Origin of the sequence: Prevotella nigrescens (assembly GCF_031191185.1) — a bacterium.
In the GTDB taxonomy this organism is placed as follows: Bacteria; Bacteroidota; Bacteroidia; order Bacteroidales; family Bacteroidaceae; genus Prevotella; species Prevotella nigrescens.
Map to the genome: position 1 here is coordinate 703,705 of NZ_CP133465.1, position 24,920 is coordinate 728,624.

Annotated in this window: 27 protein-coding genes and 1 tRNA gene; 22 read left to right on the plus strand and 6 right to left on the minus strand. The window is 44.8% G+C overall.

Annotated features, from left to right (window positions below):
• Positions 1-110 precede the first annotated feature (110 nt).
• Positions 111-1,118 (minus strand): bifunctional diaminohydroxyphosphoribosylaminopyrimidine deaminase/5-amino-6-(5-phosphoribosylamino)uracil reductase RibD, encoded by a 1,008-nt coding sequence (gene ribD / locus RDV52_RS05005; RefSeq protein ID WP_004366708.1) that lies wholly within the window; start codon positions 1,116-1,118, stop codon positions 111-113.
• A 21-nt stretch (positions 1,119-1,139) separates the two neighbouring features.
• Between ribD and prmC the strand changes: the two genes are divergently transcribed.
• The 10 genes from prmC (at position 1,140) to RDV52_RS05055 (ending at position 9,687) form a co-directional block, all read left to right on the plus strand.
• A complete protein-coding gene (gene prmC, locus RDV52_RS05010) occupies positions 1,140-2,003 on the plus strand; it encodes a peptide chain release factor N(5)-glutamine methyltransferase (protein ID WP_004366707.1) in 864 nt (287 codons plus the stop codon).
• Positions 2,000-2,503, plus strand: coding sequence for a regulatory protein RecX (locus RDV52_RS05015; protein ID WP_004366706.1), 504 nt, complete (start codon positions 2,000-2,002; stop codon positions 2,501-2,503). Before prmC ends, RDV52_RS05015 begins: the two co-directional genes overlap by 4 nt.
• Positions 2,490-3,194, plus strand: a complete 705-nt coding sequence (locus tag RDV52_RS05020; protein WP_004366705.1) for a ComF family protein — start codon at positions 2,490-2,492, stop codon at positions 3,192-3,194. Before RDV52_RS05015 ends, RDV52_RS05020 begins: the two co-directional genes overlap by 14 nt.
• A 424-nt stretch (positions 3,195-3,618) precedes the next feature.
• Positions 3,619-4,911 (plus strand): methionine adenosyltransferase, encoded by a 1,293-nt coding sequence (metK, locus tag RDV52_RS05025; RefSeq protein ID WP_004366703.1) that lies wholly within the window; start codon positions 3,619-3,621, stop codon positions 4,909-4,911.
• Positions 4,912-4,917: 6 nt separating this feature from the next.
• Positions 4,918-5,874, plus strand: coding sequence for a DUF4271 domain-containing protein (locus tag RDV52_RS05030; RefSeq protein WP_004366702.1), 957 nt, complete (start codon positions 4,918-4,920; stop codon positions 5,872-5,874).
• A gap of 6 nt (positions 5,875-5,880) precedes the next feature.
• Positions 5,881-6,630, plus strand: coding sequence for a uroporphyrinogen-III synthase (locus RDV52_RS05035; protein ID WP_004366701.1), 750 nt, complete (start codon positions 5,881-5,883; stop codon positions 6,628-6,630).
• Positions 6,631-6,691: 61 nt separating this feature from the next.
• Complete coding sequence (locus tag RDV52_RS05040) at positions 6,692-7,135, plus strand: ribonuclease P protein component (RefSeq protein WP_004366700.1); 444 nt, start codon at positions 6,692-6,694, stop codon at positions 7,133-7,135.
• Positions 7,132-7,380 (plus strand): membrane protein insertion efficiency factor YidD, encoded by a 249-nt coding sequence (gene yidD / locus RDV52_RS05045; RefSeq protein WP_081470687.1) that lies wholly within the window; start codon positions 7,132-7,134, stop codon positions 7,378-7,380. Before RDV52_RS05040 ends, yidD begins: the two co-directional genes overlap by 4 nt.
• A 72-nt stretch (positions 7,381-7,452) precedes the next feature.
• A complete protein-coding gene (gene tyrS, locus RDV52_RS05050; protein WP_004366699.1) occupies positions 7,453-8,751 on the plus strand; it encodes a tyrosine--tRNA ligase in 1,299 nt (432 codons plus the stop codon).
• Positions 8,752-8,976: 225 nt separating this feature from the next.
• Positions 8,977-9,687 carry a DUF4919 domain-containing protein gene (locus tag RDV52_RS05055; RefSeq protein ID WP_004366698.1) on the plus strand — a complete coding sequence of 237 codons (711 nt, stop codon included), beginning with the start codon at positions 8,977-8,979 and terminating at the stop codon, positions 9,685-9,687.
• Positions 9,688-9,999: 312 nt separating this feature from the next.
• Here RDV52_RS05055 and RDV52_RS05060 read toward each other — a convergent pair whose 3' ends face one another.
• Together RDV52_RS05060 and RDV52_RS05065 are read right to left on the minus strand one after the other, a co-directional pair.
• On the minus strand, positions 10,000-10,614 hold the full coding sequence (locus tag RDV52_RS05060) for a glutathione peroxidase (protein ID WP_004362946.1): 615 nt from the start codon (positions 10,612-10,614) through the stop codon (positions 10,000-10,002).
• A gap of 32 nt (positions 10,615-10,646) precedes the next feature.
• Entirely contained in the window at positions 10,647-11,339 is a 693-nt protein-coding gene (locus RDV52_RS05065) for an SIR2 family NAD-dependent protein deacylase (RefSeq protein ID WP_004362945.1), read from the minus strand.
• A gap of 120 nt (positions 11,340-11,459) precedes the next feature.
• Between RDV52_RS05065 and RDV52_RS05070 the strand changes: the two genes are divergently transcribed.
• The 7 genes from RDV52_RS05070 (at position 11,460) to RDV52_RS05100 (ending at position 18,778) form a co-directional block, all read left to right on the plus strand.
• Positions 11,460-12,065: an FKBP-type peptidyl-prolyl cis-trans isomerase gene (locus RDV52_RS05070; protein ID WP_004362944.1), complete on the plus strand. Its 606-nt coding sequence runs from the start codon at positions 11,460-11,462 to the stop codon at positions 12,063-12,065.
• A gap of 44 nt (positions 12,066-12,109) precedes the next feature.
• A complete protein-coding gene (locus tag RDV52_RS05075) occupies positions 12,110-13,006 on the plus strand; it encodes an FKBP-type peptidyl-prolyl cis-trans isomerase (protein ID WP_004366696.1) in 897 nt (298 codons plus the stop codon).
• A 165-nt stretch (positions 13,007-13,171) separates the two neighbouring features.
• On the plus strand, positions 13,172-14,125 hold the full coding sequence (locus RDV52_RS05080; protein WP_004366695.1) for an FKBP-type peptidyl-prolyl cis-trans isomerase: 954 nt from the start codon (positions 13,172-13,174) through the stop codon (positions 14,123-14,125).
• Positions 14,126-14,270: 145 nt separating this feature from the next.
• Positions 14,271-14,735: an Lrp/AsnC family transcriptional regulator gene (locus RDV52_RS05085; protein WP_004362941.1), complete on the plus strand. Its 465-nt coding sequence runs from the start codon at positions 14,271-14,273 to the stop codon at positions 14,733-14,735.
• A gap of 47 nt (positions 14,736-14,782) precedes the next feature.
• Complete coding sequence (locus RDV52_RS05090; protein ID WP_004366694.1) at positions 14,783-16,651, plus strand: membrane dipeptidase; 1,869 nt, start codon at positions 14,783-14,785, stop codon at positions 16,649-16,651.
• Between the two features lie 11 nt (positions 16,652-16,662).
• A complete protein-coding gene (locus tag RDV52_RS05095) occupies positions 16,663-17,685 on the plus strand; it encodes a M28 family peptidase (RefSeq protein WP_004366693.1) in 1,023 nt (340 codons plus the stop codon).
• Positions 17,686-17,731: 46 nt separating this feature from the next.
• The gene (locus tag RDV52_RS05100) at positions 17,732-18,778 is read left to right on the plus strand and encodes a C1 family peptidase (protein ID WP_004366692.1); all 1,047 of its coding nucleotides are present in this window, start codon (positions 17,732-17,734) and stop codon (positions 18,776-18,778) included.
• A 4-nt stretch (positions 18,779-18,782) separates the two neighbouring features.
• Here the strand turns inward: RDV52_RS05100 and RDV52_RS05105 are convergent, their stop codons facing one another.
• Together RDV52_RS05105 and RDV52_RS05110 are read right to left on the minus strand one after the other, a co-directional pair.
• On the minus strand, positions 18,783-19,487 hold the full coding sequence (locus RDV52_RS05105) for a LytR/AlgR family response regulator transcription factor (RefSeq protein ID WP_004366691.1): 705 nt from the start codon (positions 19,485-19,487) through the stop codon (positions 18,783-18,785).
• Positions 19,488-19,496: 9 nt separating this feature from the next.
• Entirely contained in the window at positions 19,497-20,549 is a 1,053-nt protein-coding gene (locus RDV52_RS05110) for a sensor histidine kinase (protein ID WP_004366690.1), read from the minus strand.
• A gap of 536 nt (positions 20,550-21,085) precedes the next feature.
• Here RDV52_RS05110 and pyrE point away from each other — a divergent pair.
• Positions 21,086-21,718: an orotate phosphoribosyltransferase gene (gene pyrE / locus RDV52_RS05115; protein ID WP_040556897.1), complete on the plus strand. Its 633-nt coding sequence runs from the start codon at positions 21,086-21,088 to the stop codon at positions 21,716-21,718.
• A 2-nt stretch (positions 21,719-21,720) separates the two neighbouring features.
• On the plus strand, positions 21,721-22,134 hold the full coding sequence (locus RDV52_RS05120) for an SRPBCC family protein (RefSeq protein WP_004366687.1): 414 nt from the start codon (positions 21,721-21,723) through the stop codon (positions 22,132-22,134).
• A gap of 144 nt (positions 22,135-22,278) precedes the next feature.
• On the opposite strand, the gene RDV52_RS05125 is transcribed toward RDV52_RS05120, so the two are convergent.
• Positions 22,279-22,914, minus strand: a complete 636-nt coding sequence (locus RDV52_RS05125) for a DUF4294 domain-containing protein (protein WP_004365187.1) — start codon at positions 22,912-22,914, stop codon at positions 22,279-22,281.
• A gap of 132 nt (positions 22,915-23,046) precedes the next feature.
• Here RDV52_RS05125 and RDV52_RS05130 point away from each other — a divergent pair, with 132 nt between their 5' ends.
• From RDV52_RS05130 to RDV52_RS05140, 3 genes are all read left to right on the plus strand, one after another.
• The gene (locus tag RDV52_RS05130; RefSeq protein WP_004365123.1) at positions 23,047-23,637 is read left to right on the plus strand and encodes a hypothetical protein; all 591 of its coding nucleotides are present in this window, start codon (positions 23,047-23,049) and stop codon (positions 23,635-23,637) included.
• Between the two features lie 104 nt (positions 23,638-23,741).
• Positions 23,742-23,827: transfer RNA gene (locus RDV52_RS05135), tRNA-Leu, on the plus strand.
• 103 nt (positions 23,828-23,930) lie between these two features.
• A complete protein-coding gene (locus RDV52_RS05140; RefSeq protein ID WP_004365120.1) occupies positions 23,931-24,917 on the plus strand; it encodes a DUF4369 domain-containing protein in 987 nt (328 codons plus the stop codon).
• Positions 24,918-24,920: the final 3 nt, after the last annotated feature.

Genomic DNA, 24,920 nt, shown 5'->3' on the forward strand with positions numbered 1-24,920 from the left:
AATCCACTCTTTTTCCGTGTGTTTTTGCCCCTGCCATAAGCGACAAAACAAAGTTCGTTTTCCTAAGAATGAAATTCTGACAAGCCCTCTTTACTTCTTAAAAACCTTGTTTACAAACGCTTATAAGTAAAGATGGTGTTACCGTAAAACTCTTTTTTCACAATGTCAATGCCACGAGGAAGGTGTGGAGCGGCAACACCATCGTTTATTGTAAAAGGTGCTGTTTCTACACGAATCTCGTCCCACAGTCCTGCGTCTATAAACGATTGAAGCGTGCGTGCACCACCTTCTACGATGAGCGAACATATTTTTGGTTCTGTATTGTTGCGTTGGTTGATGGTTTCAATAAGTTGTTGCAGACTGTTTACATATAGAACCCCATCTACAAAACCATTGCTTTTATAAGTAGACGACAGTACTATTTTCTGTGGATTCTTGCCATTCCACTCTCTCACCGTAAGGCGTGGGTGTTCCAATTCTTCGGTGTTGCGCCCCACAAGAATGGCATCGTACTCGGCACGGAGCTTATGGACGAGTATCTTTGTAAAGGCATTAGATATCTGCAACGCAGGTTTTCCGTCGCCAACAGCCTGCGAATACCCTATGAAACCGTTGGCAGTCTGTGCCCATTTCAGCAAGATGTAGGGTCGGTTTTGCGTGTTCCGCACGATAAACTCATGGTTCAGCATCAGGCATTCGTGTTCCAATACGCCCACAGTAACGTCTATTCCTGCCTTGCGAATGTGCTCAATGCCTCTCCCTTGCACTGCAGAGAAAGGGTCTACACAGCCACAAACCACTCTGCGAACGCCCTTTCGAACAATCAAATCGGCACAAGGCGGTGTCTTTCCGTAGTGCGAACAGGGCTCAAGACTGACGTAGATGGTGGCTTCGCACAGTAAATGCTCATCTTCGTGGCGTACCGACCGGAAGGCATTAACCTCTGCATGACCTTCTCCACACCGCACATGGTAGCCCTCTCCTATTATGTTTCCCTCGCTACTTACAATTACCGCGCCCACCATAGGGTTGGGTTTTGCCAACAGCCTGCCGTTCTTTGCCAACTGCAAACAGCGGCACATATACATTTCATCTATATCTTTTTGTTTCATTTCCATTTATTTTCTACCTTTGCAAATATGTACACGACCTACCAAAATCTGTATAAACAGCTCACGAATATCTATCCATTAAACGAGGCGAAAGCCATTGTCAGAATGGTTTTAGAAGACCGATTCGGGCTAACGCTTGCCGATATATATACCGACAAAGTTACGCAATTATCAGCAGACGATGCCAGCAAACTCGAAAAAATAATGCTTCGATTGGCAAAAGGCGAACCAGTGCAGTATGTTCTCGGCTCGGTTACATTCTGCGGACGGCAGTTTGGCGTGGCTCCGGGTGTGCTTATACCCCGTCCCGAAACGGAATTGCTCTGCGAATGGGTAGTAAACGTTCACGATAAGCCATACTGTGCGCTGCAGCCGCCTACTCCTTTACGTGTCTTAGACGTCGGGACGGGGAGCGGTTGCATAGCTATCACCCTCTCGTTGGATATGCCTAACACTGTAGTATCTGCCTGCGACATTTCGCCAGAGGCACTTTTAATAGCCCGCGACAACGCCATAAGGTTGGGAGCAGCAGTCAATTTCCAGCTGAAAGATGCATTACAGCTTGCGGCAACCGAAGAAAGGTTCGACATTATTGTAAGCAATCCGCCCTATATCTGCGACAGCGAGCGCACGGAAATGATGCAGAACGTGCTCGACCACGAGCCTCCAACGGCTCTTTTCGTACCCGACGACGACCCTCTGCGCTTCTATCGTGCTATTGCAGAATATGGAACGACTGTCCTTTCGCACGGTGGTGAACTCTATTTTGAAATCAACGACCGCTTTGCCGACGAGGTTTCGGCAATGCTAAACGCTTTGGGCTATGCCGGCACAGAGGTGCGTACCGACCAATTTGGCAAGCAACGATTTGTAAAAACAATGCGAGCATGATACAAAAGAAACAGATAACCGAAGCAGAAGCCTTGCGCAAACTTGGCGATCTTTGCGCTCGTGGTGAGCATTGTTCGGGCGAAATGACAGAGAAGTTATGCAAATGGGGCATTGCAGCCGATGCGCAGGAACGCATTATCGGCAAACTCATCGACTATAAATATCTCGACGACGAACGATTTACACGATCGTTCGTGCACGATAAGATTACTTTCAACAAGTGGGGGTGCCGAAAAATAGAACAGGCATTGTGGCAAAAGCACATTCCGCAAAGCATTTCGCAGCCCATTCTCGACGAAATTGAACCGGAAGAATACTTGAATGTGCTGCGCCCACTGCTGAAAAGCAAGTATCCAACCATAAAGGCTGAAACCGCTTACGAACGTTCCATGAAACTGATAAAATATGCAATGGGGCGTGGTTTTACGCTCGATGTCATTCGGCAGTGCATAGACGATGCTTCAATAATAGACGATATAGACGGAGATGACACAGATTAGCTTCTTTTCCCGTGTACTTGACCTCATTGCACCTCGTGTTTGTCCAGCCTGTGGATGCCGACTTGGCATCACCGAAGAACCGCTTTGTGCTGCCTGCAATATAGCTTTGCCCCGCACCATGCACCAGCTCCATTCCTTCGACAACGAGGTAGCGCGCCTCTTTTGGGGCAGAATACCAGTGGAAAAATGCGCTGCTTTCTTCCTTTACAAGCCCAGTTCTCCCTCAAGCAACCTTATCTATAAGCTGAAATACTTCGACCGTCCCGACATTGGCGAACAGCTTGGACAGCTTGTTGCAACCGAATATGCAACCGGAAACTTCTTCGACGGCATTACTGCCCTGCTGCCCGTGCCCCTCACACGCCGCCGTACTATTCAGCGAGGCTATAACCAAAGCCATGAAATAGCACGCGGAATAAGTGCCGTAACGGGGCTGCCCATCGTGAAAAAAGCCATTCGTAGAAAGTCGTTTAGAGAAAGTCAGACCCAGAAAAACCTATGGGAACGTTCCAGGAACGTGGAAAACGCCTTTGAACTCTGTGCTGCTGAGAAACTGAACAACCGGCACGTGCTCTTAATCGACGATGTAATTACCACAGGAGCAACGCTGACAGCCGTCGGGAAGGAACTGATGAAAGTTCCGGACATAAAGATTAGCATTCTCGCCCTATGCTTTGCAAGCGATAAATAAACAAGTATGGATAGTTTCGTAACGGGCGGAAAAGAATCTGAAAATATGTAAAGATTATCTATGAAACTATCTATTAGTTAACCGTTTTAGTTTCAGTGTTTTGCAAAACCTGTTGTTTGATGATGCAAAAGAGCCTGTTTTGAAGTGCAAAACAGGCTCTTTTACCACGTAAAACAGGCACTTTCGCAACGCCAAACAGTCTCAATCATTTCCTCTGTAAATTATCTTTACAGAATTAAAGCTCTTTTTCTGTATCTGCCTTGTGCAACAAAAGGAAAACTGTTCCCCAATAAATCTCTACTGAACCTAAACCGCTTTAGGTTCTAATAAAATCTAAATCTTTTGCTTTTATTTTGTTATCCGAATATGATACCGTAACTTTGCACCCTTATTATAATAGGTAAACGTAAAAAAGAAATAACAGATGGCATATTTATTTTCATCAGAATCAGTTTCAGAAGGGCACCCAGACAAGGTTGCCGACCAGATTAGCGATGCCCTTCTCGACCAGTTCCTTGCCTACGACGATACTTCTCGTTGTGCAATTGAAACTTTCAACACTACCGGACAAGTAATTATTATGGGCGAAGTACGCTCGAAAGAATATATCGATATTCCTGCCATCACACGGAAAACCATCAATAAGATTGGTTACACAAGGGCTGAATACCAGTTCGACGGCAATAGCTGCGGTGTTCTTTCTGCCATTCACGAACAAAGTTCCGATATTAACCGTGGCGTAGACCGTACCGATGAGAACAATCAGGGCGCAGGCGACCAAGGCATGATGTTCGGTTATGCCTGCAACGAAACGGCAAACTACATGCCCGTTACGCTTGAACTGGCCCACTTGTTAATGACAACCTTGGCAGACATACGCAAAGAAGGAAAGGTGATGACCTATCTCCGCCCCGATTCAAAGAGCCAAGTAACGGTGGAATACAGCGACGACAACATTCCACAACGCATTGATACGATTGTGGTTTCTACCCAACACGACGACTTTGTAAAGCCTGCCGACAATTCTGCCGAGGCACAGCTGAAAGCCGACGAAGAGATGTTGGCAAAGATTAGAGAGGACGTTTTGAACATACTGATGCCACGCGTGAAGGCGCAGATAGAGTCGGAGAAGGTGCTGGCACTGTTCAACGACAACATAAAATACTTTGTAAATCCTACCGGAAAGTTCGTTATCGGCGGCCCTCACGGCGATACAGGCTTGACTGGTCGTAAGATTATTGTAGACACCTACGGCGGAAAAGGTGCGCATGGAGGTGGTGCTTTCTCTGGGAAAGACTCATCGAAGGTAGACCGTTCAGCTGCATACGCAACTCGCTACATTGCAAAGAATATGGTGGCAGCAGGTGTCAGCGACGAAATACTTGTGCAATTGGCTTACGCTATCGGCGTTGCCGAGCCTGTTAGTGTCTATGTTAATACTTATGGACGCTCTCATGTGAACCTGACAGACGGCGAAATAGCTGAGAAAATAAAGCAAATGTTCGACCTTCGCCCTAAGGCTATAGAGCGAATGCTGAAGTTGCGCCAGCCAATGTACATAGAAACAGCTGCCTACGGACACATGGGACGCAAGAACGAGACCGTAAAAAAGACTTTCACAAGCCTGTATCACGAGAAGAAAGAAGTCGAAGTGGAACTCTTTACATGGGAGAAACTCGACAAAGTAGCAGAGATTAAGAAAGCATTCGGACTGTAAAACAATATGCCAACAACCGATTCCATCGCCACTCCGCCACTATTAAGGCGGCTGCAAACCCCACCTCAACAGTCTGCAAAGAACGCAACGACAGAGCATGGGGAGAGTGGTATTGGACAGGCAGATACTGTCAGGACTGAAAGGACAAAGAGTTTGCTGAAGTGGAAAGCGCCAAAACACCTCAAGCTGACCGACGTGAAGTTTGCCCAAGAAGGCTATTTCAAGGGCAACCCTTACTACCGTCCCGAGCTTGGAATGTCGAACGGCGGAATACTTGGCGACCCTGTGCCTTACAGTGTGAGCAACGACAACGTGGTGGCAGGCACGCTCCTGGTGTGCTTTGCCTTGGCTATGATAGCCTCATCTATGTCGAGCAACTTCATTGTAAGGCAGATAAAGGGACTTTTCAATCGTCCCTATCGCCGTATAAATGTAGGCGAAACAGGACACGAGGTACGCTTCCAAGTCTTTTTGGTCGTACAGACGGCATTGCTTCTGAGCATTACCTACTACCTGTTCACGCGCTCTGAGAATGGTGGTAACTACGTTGTCGATTCGCCAATGCTTGTCGTGGGCATTTTTCTTGCCATCTTCTTAGGGTATTTTCTGCTAAAGAAGTTGTTGTATTCCATTGTAAACTGGGTGTATTTCGACCGCAAGAGTAATCAGCAATGGTCGCAACTGACCTTGTTTCTCGTATCGGCAGAGGGCGTTCTCATATTTCCTGCAGTGCTGTTGATGATTTATTTCGGGCTATCGGTGCAATATACGCTCATCTATGTAGCAACCATTGTAGGTTTAGCCAAATTGCTTCTCTTTTACCAAGGATATGTCATCTTTTTTAAAAGAACAGCTGCCAGTCTGCAAATAATTTTGTACTTTTGCACCTTAGAATTGATGCCGCTGATGGCATTGATAGGAATCTTGGTATATACCGATAACTATTTGACTATAATTTTTTAGGACACGATGATAAAAAAGATATTAATATCACAGCCTAAACCGGGGAGCGACAAGTCTCCTTATTATGAAATAGCCAAGGATTTGGGCATAGAAATGGTGTTTCGCCCATTCTTTAAGGTGGAAGGCTTGTCTTCAAAAGAGTTTCGTCAGCAGAAAATTAACTTGCTTGATTACACTGCTGTGGTATTCACATCTCGCCATGCCATTGACAATTACTTCAAATTGGCGCAGGAAATGCGTATCACCATTCCTGAAACAATGAAGTATTTCTGCGTGATAGAAACAATTGCGCTCTATATTCAGAAATATACGCAGTACAGAAAGCGTAAGATTTTCTTTGGTAATTCGGGTAAAATAGATAACTTGATTCCTACAATGGTAAAGCACAAGGACGAGAAATACCTTGTTCCGTTAAGCTCGGTGCATACCGATTCCATTGGAACGCTGCTCACGAACAACAAGCTGAGGCACAAGGAATGTGTGATGTATCGCACCGTCAGCAACGATCTTACGGAAGAAGAGAAGAAGTCTTTCGACTACGATATGCTTGTTTTCTTCAGCCCTACGGGTGTTCGTGCTTTGAAAAAGAACTTGCCCGATTTTGAACAAGGCGACATTAAGATAGCTGCCTTTGGTCCTGCAACAGCCAAAGAGGTGAAAGACCAAGGTCTGCGCCTTGATTTGGAGGCACCATCAGCTAAATATCCTTCTATGACAGGTGCATTACGTGCCTTCTTGGAAGAGCAGAAGAAGTAAGAGAACCATAGGAGATTATCCCACTCGGATTATCTTCCGAAACATAAAAAGCTAATCGCCAATGCCTGTTACCCGCAGATTTACGTTGTGTAAAGAGGAGCGAATATGCAGCAAACTGCTCATAGACCAGCTCTTTAATGGGGGGAATAGTCATTCTATGGTTGCTTTTCCGCTGCGGGCAGTATATGTGATAAAAGACCGTAACGAAGCACAAGGTGCCCCACCACCACAAGCAAAGATACTCGTTAGCGTACCCAAGAAGTATTTTAAGCGTGCCGTAAAGCGCAACAGAGTGAAGCGACAGGTGAGAGAAGCGTATCGAAAGAACAAATATATCTTGCTTGACAAGCTGCAACCGATGCCGAATCAGGAGGTGTTACTCGCCTTTATATGGCTCGATAATATGCTTCACGCATCTGCTGATATAGAAAACAAGGTGTGCAATCTGCTCCAACGCATTGGAGAAAAGATTGAAACAGACAGAAAGGAGGCTATTCAAGAATGACGTTTCAGAAGCTTTTACACGCTGTTTCGCGTCTGTTATCGTGGCTACTGATAGTTCCAATTCTTTTTTATCAACGGTTTATCACACCCTTTACACCTCCTTCTTGCAGATTTACACCTACTTGTTCGGAGTACGCAAAGCAAGCATTGATGAAGCACGGACCGATGAAAGGACTTGGATTGGCTATTTGGCGAATACTAAGATGCAACCCATGGGGTGGGAGTGGGTACGACCCGGTTCCCTAAACAGCACATAAAAACAGCCCAATAATACATTATATATAATACAGCCCTTGCGGGTTTTAAACACAATAATTGATGAAGAACTTTGTTGAAGAACTAAAATGGCGCGGTATGTTGGCGCAGATAATGCCCGGTACAGAGGAGTTTCTGCAAAAAGAAATGGTATCGGCATACCTTGGAACCGACCCTACCGCCGACTCTTTACACATTGGACACCTTTGCGGAATTATGATGCTCCGCCACTTGCAGCTATGTGGGCACAAGCCTTATCTGCTCATTGGTGGCGCAACAGGTATGATTGGCGACCCATCGGGCAAGAGCCAGGAGCGCAATTTGCTCGATACCGAAACCCTTTACCACAACCAAGAGGCGATAAAAAGGCAGGTTAGCAAGTTCCTCGACTTCGATGGCGATGCGCCCAACAAGGCGGAGATGGTGAATAACTACGATTGGATGAAGGATTTCACCTTCCTCGACTTTGCCAGAACAGTTGGAAAGCACATCACCGTAAACTATATGATGGCGAAGGACAGTGTGAAACGCCGCCTAAATGGTGAGGCAAGCGACGGTCTTTCGTTCACCGAGTTCACCTATCAGCTATTGCAGGGCTACGATTTCCTATACCAATACGAGAAGTTTGGGGTAAAACTGCAGCTCGGAGGCAACGACCAATGGGGCAATATGACCACGGGCACAGAGCTAATCCGCCGCACACTCGGACAAGAAGCCGAAGCTTACTGTCTGACTTGTCCACTTATAACAAAGGCAGACGGCAAAAAGTTCGGTAAAACCGAAAGCGGAAACATCTGGCTCGACCGCAACCGCACCACTCCATACGTATTCTACCAATTCTGGCTCAACGTCAGCGACGACGACGCAGAGAAGTATATAAAGATATTTACTTCGCTTGACAAACCCACTATCGACGCTCTTGTAGACGAACATCGCCAAGACCCAGGCCGCCGCAGCCTCCAACGCCGTTTGGCAGAAGAGGTTACACGTATGGTACACTCGCAGGAAGACCTTGATATGGCGATGGCTGCATCGAACATTCTCTTCGGTAAGGCTACCAAAGAGAACCTTTTGCAACTCGACGAGCAGACTTTCAACGACGTTTTCAAAGATGTTCCACACTACGAGGTATCTAAAGACTTGCTCGGACAGCCTGCAGTAGACATCTTCAACCAAGAAGGCATGCAGATTTTCCCAAGCAAGAGCGAAATGCGCAAACTCGTTAAGGGTGGTGGCGTATCGCTTAACAAAGAGAGATTGCAAGCTTTCGACCAAGTAATTACTGCCGAAAACCTTATCGACGGCAAGTATTTATTGGTGCAGAAAGGCAAGAAAAACTACTTCCTTGTAATTGTGAAGTAACTTTATAAAGTAAAGACTGAATGCAGAAAAGGCGATGACGGAAAGGCTTAACCAAGCCATACCATCATTGCCTTTCTTGTTTATCGCTCTATTTTGGCTATCTTTCCTCGCCCAGCATTAACCTATTGTTCTGCTAAAACAATAGAAAAACTATGCAATACATTTATAATATTACTCAAAAAAGACGTATATTTGTCGCAAAGTTCAACTAAAACTCTCAACAATATGAAAAAAAACATAGCATTAATCTTACTTCTTGTGCTTTCTCTTCATGTTTTGGCGCAGGATAAAAGTCCCGTTATTCATGTAGACTGGAAGGCGATAGAAAAAACTGTAAAAACTCGTCCAGACAGTGTAAAGGCTCTTGTTGCTCGTTTTGTGCAGCCCCAAATGGACACAACTCTTACGTTGCCAGAATGCATTCTTGCCTATTACGGTCAGTCGTATATAAGTAAAGGAAACGAAACATTAGACGTAATGCAGATGAGCGATTCGCTGAAAGTTAAATCGGCTGCAGCACTTAGATTGGCAGAAAAGGCACTTACAAAGAATCCGTTGAATGCCGATGCGCTCATTGGAAAGGCTTCTATTCTTTTGAAACGTCTCGAAACCAATCCTGAAGATTCTTCCGAAATTGCATCAGAAGCACGTCATTGTTTGCGCATTATGATGCAAATATACGATGTTATTGGTTCTACAGGCGATGGAACTGCCGAAAACCCATTTAGCGTAACCAGCGTAAACGATGAATATAACTTCTTGCATTATTATCTCGAAATATGGAAAGTAACAGGACAGGCACTCATTATGTCGCGTAAAAACAAAGTGGCATGCGATGTCTTACACTTAGGCGAAAAGAGCAACTATTGGGATAAGCCCGACATTTATTTCGATGTAACACGTGTGCTCCTACTGGAAGGGGAAACTTTTAAATAAAAATAGCACCTTGTTTTTAAGGTTCATAAAGGTTAATGGAGAAGAAAAGACAAGGGGAGAGACACACCGTTATTGTGCAATGTAAAGCTCATTCAGCTATTGACAAATATCTAACGAAATTCAATACCCATTGTTTTGCGTTCCAAAAAGCCCTGTTTTGCATTCCAAAACAGGGCTTTTTGCATTGTAAAAGCGATTGTTGAAAAATACCCGACAAACGCTCTTGTTTTTCTTAGGTGCAGTTATGGCTTCCCGGCAAGCTATTTTTAAGAAAACAAGTGCATGGGCATCACAGTTGTGTTGCGCCCATTTTTACTTTATTTTCAGTACTGCACGAATGCCCGCTTCAACATCTTTCATATCAGCTGTAGGTTCGAAACGGTCCACGACGTGCCCCTCACGGTCTATTAAGAACTTCGTAAAGTTCCACTTAATGCTTGGATCTTTTGCGTAGTTAGGGTCCTGCTTGCTGAACTTTTCGTCGAGAAACTTGCCTATTTTGTCGTTTGTGTCAAATCCTTTAAAGCCTTGTCGTGCTTTTAAATAGGTGTAGAGCGGCAGCTCTTTCTTGCCGTTCACGTCTATCTTTTCGAATTGCGGGAAGGTAACGCCATAGTTTCCCGTGCAAAAAGCCCTGATTTCGCTAAGCGTTCCAGGCGCCTGCGCACCGAATTGGTTGCATGGAAAGTCGAGAACAACCAGCCCTTGCGCCTTATAAGTATCGTATAGCTTCTGCAAAGCCTCGTATTGAGGTGTGAAACCGCATTTCGTGGCAGTGTTTACTATAAGCATAACCTTGCCTTTATAGTTTTTTAGCTTTACAATATGCCCATTGGCATCTTTCACTTTAAATCCGTACACGTTCTTTTGAGCCACGGCAGAAACAGCCATCAGTACGCACAAAAGTGTCAATACTATCTTTTTCATAATTTTATATCTGTTTTGTTATACACGTTTATCTAAAGTTTTTTCATCAGTTCGCGCATTCCTTCGCTTGCACCCTTACGAATAACCGTAACATTCGCACCATGTTTCGAGTCTAAATCGTTAGGGTCTATTAAGTAGATAGGAACGTCGGTACGGACATAATGCACCAAGCCGGCAGCTGGATAAACATTGAGCGACGTGCCAATGATAACGAAAATATCAGCTTCCGACACCTCTTTTGCAGCAGGTTCTATCATCGGAACACTCTCTCCGAAGAACACGATGAAAGGTCGAAGCAGGCTTCCGTCTCCAGCTTTTTCGCCCGGCAAAACGTCAGGAACGTCTTCTGTAAGTTCCTTTCTGTATTTCGGGTTGTACGCATCAGCACTCGAACAAACCTTTTTCAGCTCTCCATGCAAGTGGATAACGTTGGTTGAACCAGCCTTTTCGTGCAAATCGTCAACATTCTGAGTAATTACGGTAACCTCATAATGGTCTTCTAACTGTTTTATAAGCTTGTGCCCATCGTTGGGTTTCGCTGCAAATAGCTTCTTTCTCAAGCCATTATAGAAGTTGTTTATAAACTCTGGGTCGTTCTCCCAAGCCTCGTGGGTAGCCACTTTCTCCACCGGATAATCTTCCCACAAGCCGTCGTTGCCCCGGAAAGTCTTGAAACCGCTTTCCACCGACATGCCTGCTCCTGTTAAAAACACTATTTTCTTCATATCGATATTTTTATTTGTTGATTTTACAAATTTAGTAATTTTAATTAGATAAATGCTATACTGTATTCTAAAAATAGTATCTTTGCACATTAATAATATTTAAACAAGAAAAGAACATCAATGGATAAATTAAGCTACGCCTTGGGTATCGGCATCGGTACACAGCTCAGAGGAATGGGAGCAACCAACTTGAACATTGACGATTTCGCACAGGCGATTAAAGATGCAATAGCTGGTAAAAAGCTAAAAGTAGACAATAAGGAAGCGCAGACCCTCGTTAACAACTTCTTTGCAGAGCAACAGGCAAGGAAAGAGGCTGCCGCTGCAGAAGCAGGCAGGGCTGCCAAGGCTGTAGGAGAGGACTTTTTGGCAGAGAATGCAAAGAAAGACAATATAGTTGTGCTGCCTTCAGGACTCCAATACGAGGTTATCAGAGAAGGAAATGGCAAGAAGCCAAGCGCAACAAGCAAGGTGAAGTGCCACTACGAGGGTACGCTCATAGACGGAACCAAGTTCGACAGTTCGTACGACCGTGGCGAACCGGCTACGTTTGGGCTGAACCAGGTAATCGCAGGTTGGACCGAAGGCTTGCAACTTATGAGCGAAGGAGCCAAATATCGCTTCTTCATACCTTACAACTTAGGCTACGGCGAACGTGGCGCAGGTGCTTCAATACCTCCATACGCAGCATTGGTGTTTGATGTAGAACTTATAGAGGTGCAATAAACAGAAAGAATATTAACTCGAAAACAATAAAACAAGAAAACGAAATGAAGAAACTTACAGTTGTAGCCGCATTGGCTATCGCCGCAGTAGGCTTTACGGCATGCGGCAATCAGACTCCAAAAGAAGACTTAAAGTCTGACGTTGATTCTTTAAGCTATGCCTTTGGTGTAGACCAAGGTCAGGGTGTAAAAAAGTATTTACAGCAGATGAATATCGACACTGCCTACATCAACGAGTTCATTAAAGGTTTGAACGACGGTGCAACAAGCATGGACGACAAGAAGAAAGCTGCTTACAATGCCGGTGTTGGCGTGGGTATGAATATGAATATGGTTATTAAAAACCAAATCAACAAGAGCATCTTCGGTGAAGACTCTACCCAATCTATCTCGCTAAGCAACTTCCTTGCAGGTTTTGCTGCAAGTGCAAAGGGCAACAACAAGAGCATGACCATAGAGAAAGCACGCCAGATTGAGCAAAGAGTTCCACAAGCCATTCAAGCTAAGACAGCCGAAAAGAAGTACGGAGAGAACAAGAAAAAGAACGACGCTTTTATGGCAAAAATAGCTAAAACCCCAGGAATGAAGGCTCTGAAACAAGGCGTTTACTATAAGGAAATAAAGGCTGGAACAGGTGCAAAGCCTACAGCATCGCAAGTGGTAAAGATTAGCTACGAAGGCAAGACAATCGAAGGTAAGATGTTCGACAAGAACGATAACATGGCAATGCAGATAGGACAGGCTGTCCCTGGCTTCAACGAAGCATTGCTGAACATGCCTGTTGGCTCTAAGTGGGAGGTCTACATTCCTTACGCAGCAGGTTATGGCGCACAGCAGCCAAGCCCTGATATCAAGCCTTTCTCTACTTTGATATTCACCATAGAACTCTTGTCTATCGAGAAAGCTGCACCTGAAGCTGCTGCGGCGAACCCAAGAAGATAACCGAGAATAGTTTTTCGCACTATAGACAATTAGTTTTCATGCTATATATAATAAGGTGGGTTGGGCTATGGTTTAGCCCAATCCACTTTTTCATCACTACACCATTTCATGGGAAACAATACACGAATGTACACTGTAAGTATTCCTGTTTAAACGAAAAAGACAATGAAGAAAATAGCAATTATGGCATTGCTCGTTGTGGCAAGCGCAGGTTTCAGCACGGCAAACGCACAGAGCAGGAAAGAGAAGAAACAGAAAAAGCAAGAGCAAATAGAATCAATAGCAATCACAACACCTGTCAGCGATGAGACCGCAATAGATATAACGAAGTTCGATTCGTTAAGTTACGCAGCGGGAATGAATGCAACACGCGGGTTGGAAAAGTATATTTCAAGTCAGTTAGGTGTATCGAAAGAAGAGATGCCCGACTTTATACGTGGACTGAAAGAAGGTATTTCAAAACGTAAAGACTCATCATTTGCAGCATACACAGCAGGCTTGCAAATCGCAGCACAGGTAGAAAGAGCCATGCTTCCCAATATAAAGAAGCAGTTTAAAGGTATATCTGCAGACATCAACGATAGGCTCTTCTTCAGAGGTTTCGTTGATGCTATGAAAAAAGACACTACCTTCTTCAAACAAGAAGAAGCGCAAGAATATCTTAATAAAAAGCAAAAAGCATTGGCAGACCAACGCAACGCACAAACAAAAGCTGCAGGCGAGAAGTTCCTTACAGAGAATAAGAAGAAGCCGGGAGTAGTTACTTTGCCAAGCGGACTGCAGTATAAGGTGCTCGTTAAGGGCAATGGCGCAAAGCCGGCAAAGGACGATATGGTTAAAGTAGTGTACGAAGGGCGCACCATCGACGGTAAAGTGTTCGATGCAACATCACGCCACGGAACCGAAAGTGACACCTTTGGTGTAGGAAAACTTATAAAAGGGTGGACCGAAGCACTCATGCTTATGCCGGTAGGGTCTAAGTGGGAGATATACATTCCACAGGAATTAGCCTACGGAGCACGGGGTGCGGGCGACGATATAGCACCTTATTCAGCACTCATTTTTACCCTTGAATTGAAAGGAATAGAACAAACTGCAATAGGAGTTAAAAGCAAATAACTTTAGAAAAGTATAACAAAGTGTGCACATAGGCACACTTTTTTTATGCATTTCTATTGCCTGTTCCATTTAAAATGCCTACTTTTGCTTTCAAATTGTAAACTAACTCACTTGCTGTTGTTGGCAAGTCAGAAACAATATTGATATGGATAAGATAGACAAATTAGACAGAAAGATTCTTGGTATCCTGTCGCAGAACGCGCGAATACCATTTAAGGACGTAGCAGCAGAATGTGGCGTATCGCGCGCTGCAATCCATCAAAGAGTCCAACACCTTATCGAAAATGGCGTAATTATAGGCAGCGGCTTCCACGTAAACCCCAAAAGTCTTGGTTATACCACATGTACTTACGTTGGCTTGAACCTCGAACGCGGTTCAATGTATCGCGATGTTGTGGAGCGTATTGCCACGATTCCCGAGGTGATAGAATGCCATTTCACCACGGGTTCGTACACTATGCTCGTCAAACTCTTTGCAAAAGACAACGAACAACTGATGGATTTGCTCAACAACAAGATACAAAGCATTCCCGGTGTAGTATCTACTGAGACGCTTATCTCGCTCGAACAGAGCATCAAACGCGAGATTCCAATCAGCGAAGACCTCTAAACTGCACCGATTGTGCACAGCTTCTATCGTCTATTTAAATAAGAATTATGATGCAAAACTATAACTTAGACGCTCATTTAGCAGGACTTTACGACCATTATCCTGAAGGAAACACCAGACCAGTCATTGGTATTACCACTAACTTTTCAGGTCAAGACGTTACCATTCGGGAGGTTTTTCATAAGCAAGTAATAGAAGCTGGAGGCACGCCGCTACTCATTCCCCCTACCACAGATAAGCAAGTAATCGTCAATATACTCGACCGTATCGACGGACTTCTGCTTACAGGCGGTGCCGATGTGAACCCTTTGTGGGCTGGCGAAGAGCCAACGCTCAACGTAGGCAACATAAACGATAAGCGAGACCTATCCGAACTGCTCACTACACGATTGGCTTACAATCGCCAAATACCTATATTCGCCGTATGCAGAGGTATGCAGGTCTTGGCCATTGCGTTAAACGGAAAGGTGCAACAGCACATTTACGACCCTTATATCGTCGAGGAAACAGGAGAGAAGAAGCTCGCACGCTTGAAAAGTGTTACTACCTTGCGCCCTGCAAAGCTAAAGCACGATCAGAGTGCAGCCTTCACCGAGCCTACGCACAGCATTGCAATAGAGTCCGGTTCCATACTTCATTCCATCTACAAACAAGACAAAATCTTTGTAAACTCCTTCCATCACCAAGCTGTTTCTGTGTCTGGAAAGCGGTTTAAAGCAACGGCTTACGCTCCCGATGGCGTTATAGAGTGTATGGAAAGTGCCGAATTCAAACCTATCTTAGGTGTTCAGTGGCACCCGGAATGGCTGGAAGAGGAAGGTCAGAGGCTATTCAAATGGTTTGTAAACGAAGCCGACAACTTCCGTACAGCCAAGCAACTGCACACACGCATACTTACTCTTGACACCCATTGCGACACTCCTATGTTCTTCCCACAAGGCGTAGACTTTGCCAAACGCGACCCGCGCATTCTTTACGACCTGCATAAGATGACGGAAGGACACCAAGATGCCGTTACAATGGCAGCCTACTTGCCTCAGCCACGCATAGGAGAAACGTTCTCATCAAAGATAGACGTGGAGGGATTAAAGCGTTTCAACCCTGAACTGACCGACGTTTTGGACAACCTTACGCCCACTTCCTACGCCGATTTAATCTTTAACAAGATAGAGAAAATAGTAAAAGAAAACAGTCGCTACCTCAGTATTGCGCGCACTCCGTCCGACCTTTACGAAGACAAACGAAAGGGACGCAAGAGCATTATGTTTGCTATTGAAAACGGTTTGGCTTTGGAAGGCAACCTTGCCAACGTGAAATACTTCGCACAACGTGGTGTTACGTACATCACACTGTGCCATAACGGCGACAACGACATCTGCGATTCGGCACGAGGGAGCAACCTTCACGGCGGCGTGAGCAAGTTTGGCATTGAAGTAATCAAGGAAATGAACCGCAACGGTATTATGGTAGACCTCAGCCACGGCGGCGAAAAGAGTTTCTACGATGCGCTTGAAATAAGCAGTCAGCCCATTGTGTGCAGCCATTCCAACAGCAAAGCCCTCTGCGACGTACCCCGCAACCTTACCGACGACCAGCTGAAAGCATTGGCAAAGAAAGGCGGCGTGGCACACATCACCCTCTATGAAGGCTTCTTGTGCAAAGGCGGAACGGCTTCAATCCTCGATGCCATTGCGCATTTAGAGCACGCAATAGATGTTATGGGTATCGACCACGTAGGTATCGGAACCGACTTCGACGGCGACGGAACAGTGCGTGGAATGGCAGATGCAAGCGAAATGATAAACTTCACCCGCCATTTGCTTGCTCGCAAATACAGCGAACGCGACATAGAAAAGATATGGGGAGGCAACTGGCTGCGCGTAATGGCACAGGTACAGGCAGCCAAACAAAAATAAAAAGAACAACAATGAACGGAAAAATAAGGTTTTTATGCAGTGGTGTGGCAGTGCTTTTGCTTGCTGCCCTTACCTTTAGCTGCAAGGGAAAAACAACCAACAACAGCACCAAAGACAGCGACACAGTGGCAACGGCAAAGCCCGTGGGGCCTACATTCAACCCCGATTCGGCATTCGCCTATACGGCAGCGCAATGCGATTTCGGTCCTCGCACAATGAATTCGTCGGCTCACGACAAGTGCGAACAATGGATTATCAGCAAGTTCAAGCAATACGGCTGCGAGGTTCAGACACAGAAAGCCGACCTGAAAGCCTATGACGGCACGACATTAAAATCGACAAACATCATCGCCCGCACCAATCCCAACGCACAACGGCGCATCTTGCTCTGTGCACACTGGGACAGTAGGCCGTGGGCAGACAACGACCCTGACTCTACCAACCACAAGAAACCTGTTATGGCAGCCAACGACGGAGCCTCTGGGGTTGGCGTTATGATAGAATTAGCACGCCAGTTACAAGCCGACAGCACGCTGAACGTAGGTGTCGATTTCGTTTGTTTCGACGCTGAAGACTGGGGCGTTCCGCAGTGGGAAACCCGTTATCAGGATCAGGCAGGCGACAGTTGGGCTTTGGGTTCCAACTATTTTGCAAAGAACCTGCCACTTGCAATCCACCCTAAGTTCGGTGTTTTGCTCGACATGGTTGGGGGCGAAGGCGCTCAGTTCTATAAGGAAGGAATGTCTCTGCAATATGCTCCCGATGTGGTAGACCGTGTATGGAAGGCTGCAAAGAGTGCCGGTTTCGAGTCGTATTTCCCTGAAGCAACAGGCGGAATGGTTACCGACGACCACGAACCACTCAACAAAATAGCCGGCATTCCTGCTATCGATATTATTCCTTACTATCCTGATTGCGCACAGAGTTCGTTCGGACCGACATGGCATACCGTAAGCGATACGATGGAACACATAGACCGTGCAACACTGCAGGCGGTTGGACAAACACTCATTCAGCTTATTTACACCCTGTAAGAGCAGTGCCAATTGAGAGTATTCCTCTGTTGGTTACAAGCTAAAAATGAAGAAAATAGTTTTCAGAACACTTGCTTTGTTCCTTCTTGTAGGGTGTGCAAAGCAAGCCGGACAGAAGTTTCCTACTCACCGTTTTACCGATGAAGTGCGGTTGCGGACTACTCCCGTGAAAGACCAAGGACAGAGTTCGCTGTGCTGGGCGTATGCCATGCTGGCTACAATAGAGACCGAACACCTGATGCAAGGCGACTCCGTGAACCTCAGTCCCGACTATGTTGCGCGTATGTATTTGGCAGAACAGGCTACGAAAAGCCTATTGACAAGAACCCGAAATGCGGTTTTGCCCAATCAGGGTACGACTATTACCACTCGCGGAATGGCTGGAATGCTGATAGACCTTATTCAAACCTACGGCTTATACCACTTCGATGCCTACCATAAGCGAGGAGACACAAGCTATAAGGTTATTGAACGCAAACTCAGTCAGGCAGTTTTAGCACCTAAGACAAGCAATGTAGCCGAACAGATTGGTTATATTAACACTATGTTGGACGATGAAATAGGTGCTGTTCCAAGGCAAGTGTTTCTTTATCGAGCCATTTACACACCGCAAGAGTTTGCCCACAGCGTATGTAAAAGCGACGAATACTTAGCTTTAACGAGCTTTACACATCACCCTTTCGGCACGTACTTCCCCTTGGAAGTGCCCGACAACTATTTTCACGACACCTTTTTAAATGTTCCCATCGACACTTTGATGCACTGCATGGAGCAGTCTGTGCGCTCGGGACACCCTGTTTGCTGGGAGGGCGACACGTCCGAAGATGGCTTCTCGTTCGCAGAAGGCATAGCAAAGTTAGACAACGACAACCAATTGCCTACACAAGTGCAACGCCAAAAGGCTTTTGAAACCTACCAAACTACCGACGACCATTGCATGGAGATAATGGGAATAGCCCACGACGAGGCGGGTAACAAATACTTTATTTGTAAGAATAGCTGGGGAAAACACAACCGTTTTGGTGGTTTTATGTATCTAAGCTACAACTATGTGCGGCTGAAAACCATTGCCGTATATGTTGTGAGAAACTGAAAACCTACCGCTTGCGCTCTTCCAAATATTCCTTGAAGGGTGCAAGAAAAGCATCGGTAACGTGTATTATCTCGTTGCCAATGTAGATGCAATCGTTCCTATCTACCTTTCTTATTTTATCCAATGCCACAATATACGAACGGCTTACACGCATGAAATGGGCAGAAGGGAGCAGCTCTTCCACAGCTTTCATGGTCATGTGTGTAACCAGTCGGCGATCGGAAAGGTGGAAGATGACATAATCTTTCATTCCTTCCACATAAACGACATCGGTGAGCGGCACTTGCTGCAACTCTCCGTCAGCCTTCAGAAACACCGTCGTCCTTTGGTTGTTTATGGGTTGCGGCAGCCTTTCGAACCAGTCCCTGGCTTTTTCTGCAGCCGTTAAGAACTTGTCGTAGCGTATTGGCTTCAGCAAGAAGTCGAGTGCATTCACCTCGTAGCTGTCGAAAGCATATTCCTTGAACGCTGTTGTAAAGATGATGCGAGTGCGCGATGGCACCATACGCGAAAACTCCATACCATTCAGGTCGGGCATTTGAATATCGAGAAACAATAGGTCTACAACATCGTTTTTGATGGTCTGTAAAGCCGAAATAGAGTCGGTGAACGATGCCTTGAGCACCAAAAAAGGTGTACGTTCCACAAAATTCTCTAATAGCCGTATGGCTAAAGGTTCGTCGTCTACGATAATACACGTTAGATTCATAGGTATATATTAACTTCTTGTTCTTATTTTTATCTGCAACTTGTAGACTCCCCGTTCCACCGTTTGGCTCATTTCGTAGCGTTTGGCATACATCAGCTCCAAGCGTTTGCGCATATTCTCTATGCCAATGCCGCTGCCACTGCGGTCGCAGCTGTCTTTCGGGTGGTTGCTGTTCTGGCAAGAGAACACCAAGAAACCGTTCTCTTCAGTCAGCGAAATGTCAATAAACGACGGCTTTCCGCTGCTCACACCGTGTTTGAAAGCGTTCTCGATGGGCGACAGAAACAGCATGGGCGCAATGGTTCGTGCCGTGTCGGGAACATCGAAATGCGTTGTTATCTTCACGTTCTTGTCGCAACGCAGTGCCATCAGGGAGATATAGTTTTCCATAAAGGCAATTTCTCCGCACAGCGACACTTCCTTTTGCTGCGTTTCGTAGAGCGCATAACGCAGCAAATCGGATAGTTCGCCGATAGAGTTTTGCGCCTCATCGGCATCAATCTGCGTCAAAGAAGAGATGTTGTTGAGCGTATTGAAAAGGAAATGCGGGTTCAATTGGTTCTTCAGCCAAGCCAGTTCGGCTTCCGTATTGCGCTGTTTTTCTTCTAAAAGTTGCTTCCGAAGGTCGCTCTGACGTATAAAATAGCGCACGGAAATGGCTGCAATCGCCACGACATAGTTAAGAACCAGCCAGATAATAGCGAACTGATAGTAGTACAAATGTACCACCACACCATGGTCTGTATTGCTGCGTGGGAAGAACAAGTCGTAGTTCAGTAAAAATACCAAGGCAAATTCTACCAACCAAAACAACCATCGGCGCAGCTTACTTTTATCTTCGTAGAGATACGGAACAAGCACATAGAAGTTTGCCATGAAGACCACGAGGAGCAGAAAGAACATAACAGCGTTGGTGCGCGCCGAAGCCATAGCTACCCATGGGTCTCGTTCGGTGATATATACCACTACACACCACGTTGCAGTAAGCATAAAGTAAATGCCTATTTGTGCAAGAAATATCACTACACTGCGTTTCTTCAACCACGCTTTTATTGTCTGCATAATAATCTTTTTTGTTGCAAAAGTTGTTTCAAACCACTACAAAGGTAACCTTATTCTGCAGTATCTACAAATTATTTTCGACGAACCACCCTTGTTTTTCGACGAATTCGCACCTGTAATTACCTTTGAAACGCACACGATGGAAGTGTAAATATTTTCATAAAAAGAAGTACTCGCATAACAGCATTGTTATCAGCACTTTATAAAATGGGCTGTTTCTCATTGCAAAAGAGCCTGTTTTGGCGTGCAAAACAAGGGTTTTTGGAAGCCAAAAGGGTGGTTTTTGCAATGCAAAAGCGTAACTATTGTTTTTCTTTAAAATTATGTTTACAAAATAGGTACATAGGTATCATAGAATAGCTAATATCCTTCGTATTCCTGGAATACATAGGAAATAGTGGTTGTTTGCAGCGATGCAGCAGGTTGATAGATTTGCATTTTTATTGTGTTGCGACGAAAATACATTACTGTTCGCTTTGCACATCATTCGTAATTCGTTATCTTTGCAACATAAACAGAAGCATATTACACAATTTATGGAAGATTTAAAGAAAATATTCGCAGGCAAACTGCTCGATATTAAAGCCATTAAACTGCAGCCCAACGACCCCTTTACATGGGCAAGCGGGTGGAAATCGCCTTTCTATTGCGACAATCGAAAGACCTTGTCGTACCACGATGTGCGCTCGTTTGTAAAGTTGGAACTGGTGCATGCCATACTGTCGCACTTCCCTGAAGCCACTGCTGTGGCTGGAGTTGCCACCGGTGCCATTGCACAGGGGGCGTTAGTGGCAGAAGAACTGGCTCTGCCGTATGCATACGTCCGCCCAAAGCCAAAGGATCACGGTATGAAGAACCAGATAGAAGGGCAACTGCCAGAAGGCGCAAAGGTTGTTGTGGTGGAAGATTTGATATCTACAGGCGGCTCATCGCTTAAGGCTGTGGCTGCATTGCGCGAGGCTGGCTTTGAAGTAGTAGGCATGGTAGCATCGTACACCTACGGTTTTCCAGTGGCAGAAGAGGCTTTTAGGGAAGCCAAAGTGCAGTTGGTAACGCTCACCGACTATCAGAACGTTGTGGAAAAGGCTTTAGAAATAGGATATATCAGTAAGGAAGACGTGCCAATGCTCGACGAATGGCGTCGTGATCCGGCTAATTGGAGGAAGTAAGCATGAGCAAATTTGAAAGTAGCATAAAGCAAATCGCTTATCCTCAGCAGAGTGTCTACAACATGCTGAGCGACCTTACGAACATTGAACGCATAAAAAACAAAGTGCCGGAAGACAAGTTGAAAGACCTGACTTTCGACAAAGATGCCATTTCCATCAACGTTTCGCCGGTAGGACAGGTATCTATGCGCATTGTAGAACGCGACGAACCAAAGACCATTAAGTTTGCAAGCGAGAACTCGCCGATGTCGTTCAATTTCTGGATCCAGATACTTCCGGTAAGCGAAACATCTTCAAAGATGAAACTGACCATAGATGCCGACATTCCTTTCTTTGCGAAAACGATGGTATCTGGACCGCTGAAAGAGGGCATAGAGAAGATTGCCGAGGCATTGGCAACGATACCGTTCGAGTAAGAAAATACTAAATAACGATTACATAGAGGTTGATTCAGTGCTTATTTTTTGTAAATATCTGTTTCGAAACAAACGTTATTCGTAAATCGGAATACCCAAAAAGCAGCAATAAAAAATAATTTAAAGCGTGTGTAAAACACGTTATCACAGCTGTCCAGCCTCTACTTGCGACACTATTCTCTCCACAAGACGGTCGGCACCTTTAGGGTCGTACCGTTTTTTAAGGCTTGCACCAAACACCCACGCAAAGGCTTGGTAGAAGCCGGCACGTACAGGACCAAGGAAAGCTTGTATGAGTTCGTAGCCTGTAGAGTGGGTTTCGCGGTCAATAAGCTTAATAAGGAGCTTGCCTTGAGAGTAAGTTAGCTTCTTAATACGAGGTGTATACTTTTGTTTTAACTCCTTTTCCACAGCTTTTGTAAGTGCATCGCGTTCCTTTTTCGTCGGAATAGTTTGCAAATAAGCACCTGTTTCCAATATAATTTGATTGCATTCTTTAGCCAGTGGCAGTACTTTCTTTATATTATACACCAAACGATTGTAGGCTTGACGCTGCTTGTCGTTCTTAAATTCCATAGGAGGGTAGATGTAAATAGTGTTGGTACGCACGTATTGAACACTGTCTTGTCCTACTTTCGCCTTACCAATATGCACCATTGGAACGAAAGTGGGAGAGTTTAAGTCTACCACACGATCTTCCGGATTGATATGTTCTTGAGCAAAAACATTCGTAGAGACAAACAAGAACAAAAGTGTAAATATAATCTGATAACCTCTCATAACGTTAGCAAAAGTAACTATAATTTTGTTATTGGGTGCCTTTTTATACTATTTTATGGTTTTGTTGTCTCAATAAATACAATTGTTCAACGTTATTACAAGTAAGATTTATGTGTAAAAGGACAAAGATTAATGAAAATAAAGAATATAATAGGAGAGGGGATAGTAACACTTTCAATATTGTTTACCACCATAGCGTGCAGCGATATCATAAATTACGAATATAGCGATTACCATTGCAATCTATCCATTGATAACAGTGTGCACCTCGATGCAACGCTTGCCAGTTCAATGAATGTGCTTTCGTCTGGTGTATTCACGACCATAAAACCACTCTATAAGGACGGAATCTACTACTTTTACTTTAAGAACAATCAAGGATTAGGGTCGGAAAAACGATTCAACGCCATTGATGAGCGTCTGCAAAGCTACTTGCGAATAGGTATGAACAATGGCTTAATAGTGGGATTTGGCAACCTTGACACGCCTGCACGGTTCTATGCTTACGACCTGCAATGTCCTAATTGTTTTGACATAAATGCTCTGCCACTACGTAACTACGAGCTTACTGTTAATGGAACAGGTATTGCGACTTGCAAGACATGCCATAGAACTTATAACCTTAATACGGGTGGCAATATTGTAAGTGGCGAAAAAGGCAAGACAATGACGCGATATAGGGCAAGCACCACAGGCCCAAACGGAATGCTGCACGTGTATTAGGTGTTGTGTTTACATGTATAGCAACGAAAATGATGCGGAGAATACAAAAAAATATCAATTATCTTGTGGTTTCAGATAATTAGTGTTATCTTTGCACTCGGTTTGCCGCAATGGTGGAATTGGTAGACACGAGGGACTTAAAATCCCTTGGCCAGTAATGGCTGTGCGGGTTCAAGTCCCGCTCGCGGCACCTTTCGAGATACGTTTTCGTATTTTAAGAATGCAAAGTGTAAATGAGATCTTTCTCTGTTTAGCTTTTTACTTTTATAAAACCTATTAAACCATTGTCTCACATGAAGCGAATAGTTGGTTTTTTGTTACTGTCTTTGCTATTGGTTTCTTGTGGAAAGCACAGCGGATACTTTAAAATTGATGGTAGGTTGCTGCATGTTAATCAAGGACAGCTATTTGTTTATAGTCCAGACGGAGTGATGGACGGACTCGATACTATCCAGATAAAAGGCGGACGGTTTGCTTACGAAGTACCATGTCAGTTCAATGGGACACTTATTCTTGTATTTCCTAACTTTTCTACACATGCTATCTTTGCAGAACCAGGTGGCTCTGTTGAAATAAAAGCAGATGCTTCACACCTGAAAGAGATGGAGGTGAAGGGTACGGACGATAATGAACTGATGGGAAAGTTTCGAAAAGAAACTGCTGTAGCGTCGCCACCAGAGGTCGTAAAAGAGGCTAATAGGTTTGTTAAGGAACATCCTGAGTCTCTTGTTAGTATTTACCTGACAGAACGCTATCTTATTAATGATAGGAAGGCAAACTATAAGCAAATAGCCGAACTTATACGACTAATGGAAAAAGAACAGCCAAAGAATGGGGCTTTGGCGCGTTTGACACAATATCTGCGAAGTCTGCAGAATGGAAGCGTGGGACAACCATTGCCGAAATTCGTAACCAAAGACCTTGATGGGAACATTATTACCAGTTCGAAGCTAAATGGCAAGAACGTTATAATATGTACATGGGTCTCTTGGAGCGATGAAAGTAAAGACATTTTGCAAACGCTTAATAGTGCTGTGAAAAAGAAAGAAGCTGTGGTAATTGGCATTTGCTTAGACCCGTCTGCAAAGAGCGCACGACAATATATCAAGGAAAACGGCATAATTTTCCCCAATATCTGCGATGGAGAGATGTTGGAGAGTAAACTGATAAAGACGCTTGGGCTGACATACATACCCGACAACATTATCTTAAACAATGGAAAGATAACCGAACGTAGGGTAAATGCAAATACGCTCAGGAATAGAATGATTAAGTTTTAAACC

Coding starts and splice junctions, on each gene's coding strand:
- RDV52_RS05110 (WP_004366690.1), bottom strand. CDS start 20,549: ATGCAGACAATAAAAGCGTGGTTGAAGAAACGCAGTGTAGTGATATTT.
- ribD (WP_004366708.1), bottom strand. CDS start 1,118: ATGGAAATGAAACAAAAAGATATAGATGAAATGTATATGTGCCGCTGT.
- RDV52_RS05120 (WP_004366687.1), top strand. CDS start 21,721: ATGAGCAAATTTGAAAGTAGCATAAAGCAAATCGCTTATCCTCAGCAG.
- RDV52_RS05040 (WP_004366700.1), top strand. CDS start 6,692: ATGCCTGTTACCCGCAGATTTACGTTGTGTAAAGAGGAGCGAATATGC.
- RDV52_RS05020 (WP_004366705.1), top strand. CDS start 2,490: ATGACACAGATTAGCTTCTTTTCCCGTGTACTTGACCTCATTGCACCT.
- RDV52_RS05140 (WP_004365120.1), top strand. CDS start 23,931: ATGAAGCGAATAGTTGGTTTTTTGTTACTGTCTTTGCTATTGGTTTCT.
- RDV52_RS05080 (WP_004366695.1), top strand. CDS start 13,172: ATGAAGAAAATAGCAATTATGGCATTGCTCGTTGTGGCAAGCGCAGGT.
- RDV52_RS05065 (WP_004362945.1), bottom strand. CDS start 11,339: ATGAAGAAAATAGTGTTTTTAACAGGAGCAGGCATGTCGGTGGAAAGC.
- RDV52_RS05095 (WP_004366693.1), top strand. CDS start 16,663: ATGAACGGAAAAATAAGGTTTTTATGCAGTGGTGTGGCAGTGCTTTTG.
- RDV52_RS05030 (WP_004366702.1), top strand. CDS start 4,918: ATGCCAACAACCGATTCCATCGCCACTCCGCCACTATTAAGGCGGCTG.
- RDV52_RS05015 (WP_004366706.1), top strand. CDS start 2,000: ATGATACAAAAGAAACAGATAACCGAAGCAGAAGCCTTGCGCAAACTT.
- RDV52_RS05125 (WP_004365187.1), bottom strand. CDS start 22,914: ATGAGAGGTTATCAGATTATATTTACACTTTTGTTCTTGTTTGTCTCT.
- RDV52_RS05085 (WP_004362941.1), top strand. CDS start 14,271: ATGGATAAGATAGACAAATTAGACAGAAAGATTCTTGGTATCCTGTCG.
- RDV52_RS05060 (WP_004362946.1), bottom strand. CDS start 10,614: ATGAAAAAGATAGTATTGACACTTTTGTGCGTACTGATGGCTGTTTCT.
- RDV52_RS05070 (WP_004362944.1), top strand. CDS start 11,460: ATGGATAAATTAAGCTACGCCTTGGGTATCGGCATCGGTACACAGCTC.
- RDV52_RS05075 (WP_004366696.1), top strand. CDS start 12,110: ATGAAGAAACTTACAGTTGTAGCCGCATTGGCTATCGCCGCAGTAGGC.
- metK (WP_004366703.1), top strand. CDS start 3,619: ATGGCATATTTATTTTCATCAGAATCAGTTTCAGAAGGGCACCCAGAC.
- RDV52_RS05130 (WP_004365123.1), top strand. CDS start 23,047: ATGAAAATAAAGAATATAATAGGAGAGGGGATAGTAACACTTTCAATA.
- prmC (WP_004366707.1), top strand. CDS start 1,140: ATGTACACGACCTACCAAAATCTGTATAAACAGCTCACGAATATCTAT.
- RDV52_RS05100 (WP_004366692.1), top strand. CDS start 17,732: ATGAAGAAAATAGTTTTCAGAACACTTGCTTTGTTCCTTCTTGTAGGG.
- RDV52_RS05035 (WP_004366701.1), top strand. CDS start 5,881: ATGATAAAAAAGATATTAATATCACAGCCTAAACCGGGGAGCGACAAG.
- tyrS (WP_004366699.1), top strand. CDS start 7,453: ATGAAGAACTTTGTTGAAGAACTAAAATGGCGCGGTATGTTGGCGCAG.
- pyrE (WP_040556897.1), top strand. CDS start 21,086: ATGGAAGATTTAAAGAAAATATTCGCAGGCAAACTGCTCGATATTAAA.
- RDV52_RS05055 (WP_004366698.1), top strand. CDS start 8,977: ATGAAAAAAAACATAGCATTAATCTTACTTCTTGTGCTTTCTCTTCAT.
- yidD (WP_081470687.1), top strand. CDS start 7,132: ATGACGTTTCAGAAGCTTTTACACGCTGTTTCGCGTCTGTTATCGTGG.
- RDV52_RS05090 (WP_004366694.1), top strand. CDS start 14,783: ATGATGCAAAACTATAACTTAGACGCTCATTTAGCAGGACTTTACGAC.
- RDV52_RS05105 (WP_004366691.1), bottom strand. CDS start 19,487: ATGAATCTAACGTGTATTATCGTAGACGACGAACCTTTAGCCATACGG.